Origin of the sequence: Limosilactobacillus pulli (assembly GCF_947381555.1) — a bacterium.
GTDB lineage: Bacteria > Bacillota > Bacilli > Lactobacillales > Lactobacillaceae > Limosilactobacillus > Limosilactobacillus pulli.
On sequence record NZ_CANCWQ010000056.1, the window covers coordinates 1 to 3,332 of the forward strand.

Consider the following 3,332-nt stretch of genomic DNA (forward strand, 5'->3'; position numbering starts at 1 on the left):
TGCATCAATCGTAATGATTGATGACCCTGCACATTTGTGTTCGTCGAAACTGTATTCAGTTTTCAAAGGTCTACCAAACATCGAATTTGCTATTGCTTCGATGACGTATTCGATTTTAACATATTGGTCATTCTGAGTCAAGAACTTTTTTAAATCAATTTGTTAAGTGAGTTGTCATTCATCAATCGACAACTTTTATAGTTTAGCAAAATTAAATGAATCTGTCAACAACTAATTTAACTTTACTGATCGTTGTCAACAACATCTTGCTGTGACAACGGTATTTAACTATACAGGTTTTAATGAGCATCGTCAATAGTTTTTCGCTGATTTATCAAATCTCTTTTCATGCTAACAAATTTACTCATCATCTGCTGCACAGTTATTCCGTATGACCTTACAGCAGACGAATTATTTACACGGGCAATTTGAGTTATACGGAGAAAATATTCTTCTGTATGCTGGTGACACAGTCAGCGATTCAAAAATAAAACCCAATCCTTGAATACTCAAGAATCGGGTATAACCTAGTCAACCACCATCGGCTAAAAGTCGATGGCTTGTGAGCAGACACCCCGATATTGAGTGTCTGAATCACAATTTGCATAGATACGGACGATTTACTCAAACAGCCACGGTTGCTTGAGCAGTGATCATCTAATTACCAATGCCTTTTACATTCCCAGGTTGCCATAGGAATGATATATCAATAGTTGTTAGATAGTCAGTCTTATAATGCTGTAATACTCACTTTAGTTCTCAGCGAGGCAGTTACTAAGTTAATTACTATCTACAGATATTAGATCATAGCAGGCCTATCCATCCCATGACTAAAGTCACGGGATGGATAGGCATAATTAAATTAATGATGCGATGCCAATTGTAATCTGTCGACAGCTATTGGTTCTTCTTTTTCATCAGGCACGTATTCCTTGCGCGTAACCGACTCATATAAGCAAATTACCGCTGTTCCAGTAACAATCCAGGTAACCGGATAGATCAAAGCAACTTGGGTAAAATTCGTAAAATGCGGCAGCATAACCGCAATATAGACAACACGTAAAATGCAGCAACCAACCAGTGTAATAATGGCAGGTGCCAGAGAATGGCCGATTCCCCTGAGGCTCCCCCCGGCAATCTCATAAGTTGCCGTCAAAGGCTCTAACAACGCAATAAAGGTTATTCGAATAATTGCATAATGGACGACAGCTTGGTTGGTCGAAAAGATATCATCAACCAATGGATAGCGAAAAACGTAAAAAGTCATCGAGACAACTGCTGTAAACAAAACAGCACTGATCATTGCAATCCGTGCAATTTTACGACAACGCTGGTATTGATGTGCAGCATAATTTTGACTGATAAAAGTTACCGTTGCCTGGGCAAAGCCATTGACGAAAAAGTAGCTGATATATTCAAAGTTCAATCCCGCAGAGTTGCCAGCTACACAAGCTGCCCCAAAATGATTAATAGCTGCTTGAATCACAATATTAGAAACCGAAAAAATCATGCCTTGCAGACCGGCCGGACCACCAATGGCAATGATTCTTTTTAGATAAGTCCGATTTAACGTCAGTCTTCTCCACTCAAAATGCAACATACCTGTTTCTTTAACCAACAACCGGTAGATCAAGGTCGCACTGACAGCATTGGCAATCGTGGTTGCAATCGCCGTTCCATCTGAACTCATCTGAAAGCCAATCACCAAAATCAAATTCAAGACTACATTGACCAGACCAGAAAACATCAGACAAAACAATGGCCGTTTAGTATCACCGACTGCTCTTAACACGGCATTGCCAAAATCATAGATCATTAAAAACGGCATACCTAAAAAATACAGCCTCAGATAGCTGACCGCTAACGGCATGATACTGGCTGGCGTATCAAGCAACCCTAAGATCGGCTTGGCAATCAGAGTTCCTACCATCAACATAATAAAGCCACTGATTAAAGCTACTGCAAAGCCGGTATGCATCGCCTCATTGACGCGTTCTTTTTTACCGGCACCGACCAGACCAGCGATCAGTACGTTGGAACCGATTGAAAGGCCAGTAAACAGCATAACTACGATATTGATGACTGGCGCATTAGAACCAACCGCCGCCATAGCATTGCTGGAGGCAAAACGCCCGGCCACCGCCATATCGGTTGCGTTAAACAGCTGCTGCAAGGTACTCATTAGCGCAATCGGCAGCGCCACCCTGCACATTTTTCCGAAGATGCCACCCTCAAGCATATTGAGTTGGTGAGAAGGCCTCGTCGCTTCTTCATCCATTGGATACATTCACTCTCTTTTCTCTACAAAATTGCACAAAAGCTAGTGTAACGCTGATCAACAGTTGAGGAAACCCTTAATTCTATGATTTGCAAGATTCCTTTCAATCTTAAGCTGCCAGTATAGATACCTATTCAACTTTTTATACGTCGACGCGCTTTAAGAACGATCCCCCATGTTAATAAAATAGCAGGTCAAGTTCGGCTTGCCTGCAACGATATTATTGGGAAGAATTTTTATGGTTAAAAAGATCAAAGACGCCAACGATACGCTCTATATAGAAAAAAACATTTTACTGACAGATCTGGGTTTAAATTATAATCGTGTTCCTAGTGCTGGGGGCCTAGGTTCACTGGGGAGTCAAAATGATGATAGTAACTAACTAAAATCCAGCCACGCTGCCAAGTCAGTCAGTCTGGGTACACAAAAAATTTTCAATGTTACTTTATATTAACGACACAGTCAGCGGTAAGGATCAAACCAGTATAAGCGGCAAGACGAGTAAACGAATAATTAAACTTGCCAAGTCGTTTAATTCCACATCGTCCACTGTCGACAATGACGATCAAAAATCACAGTCGACCGCATCTTTGAGTCATCATAATCGGTTTCGGCTAATTCGATCAGCAGCTCAAGCAACGACTCTGCTTCTGCCATTGCACAAGATGACCAAACAATAGCAGCTGACAATCTGAAGACCTCTGGTGAAATTCAGTATCAAATCGGCATCCAGCAAGGATACTTTCAGCCATCAGATTAATCTAGCAGAATCAAACTGCTGATTTGGCAGCCAACGATCAACAGGCTCATAGAATTTCCACGGGCCTGTTTCTTATTCCGAAGTAGCTGAACTGCTCAAAGCTATCTTGATATGCTTTGATAATCTGCCACTCATCCTTCGATCAGACAGTAAAAAAACGCCACGATCAGTAATTGACCGTGACGTTTTTTAATTTGCATGGCAATGCCCTATCCTTGCAGGGAGCGATCCCCCAACTACTTTCGGCGCGTTGAAGCTTAACTTCTGTGTTCGGCATGGGAACAGGTGTATCCT

Annotated in this window: 3 protein-coding genes and 1 rRNA gene; 1 reads left to right on the top strand and 3 read right to left on the bottom strand. The window is 41.6% G+C overall.

The features are described from left to right. Window positions 1–862: 862 nt before the first annotated feature. Entirely contained in the window at window positions 863–2,212 is a 1,350-nt protein-coding gene (locus tag QOS03_RS08955) for an MATE family efflux transporter (protein ID WP_240936911.1), read from the bottom strand. Between the two features lie 304 nt (window positions 2,213–2,516). Here QOS03_RS08955 and QOS03_RS08960 point away from each other — a divergent pair, with 304 nt between their 5' ends. Continuing rightward, window positions 2,517–2,660 carry a hypothetical protein gene (locus tag QOS03_RS08960; RefSeq protein ID WP_169462702.1) on the top strand — a complete coding sequence of 48 codons (144 nt, stop codon included), beginning with the start codon at window positions 2,517–2,519 and terminating at the stop codon, window positions 2,658–2,660. Window positions 2,661–2,809: 149 nt separating this feature from the next. Here the strand turns inward: QOS03_RS08960 and QOS03_RS08965 are convergent, their stop codons facing one another. Both QOS03_RS08965 and rrf read right to left on the bottom strand, forming a co-directional pair. Further along, window positions 2,810–2,968 (bottom strand): hypothetical protein, encoded by a 159-nt coding sequence (locus QOS03_RS08965; RefSeq protein ID WP_169462703.1) that lies wholly within the window; start codon window positions 2,966–2,968, stop codon window positions 2,810–2,812. 266 nt (window positions 2,969–3,234) lie between these two features. After that, a 5S ribosomal RNA gene (gene rrf / locus QOS03_RS08970) occupies window positions 3,235–3,332 on the bottom strand; the annotation flags it as partial.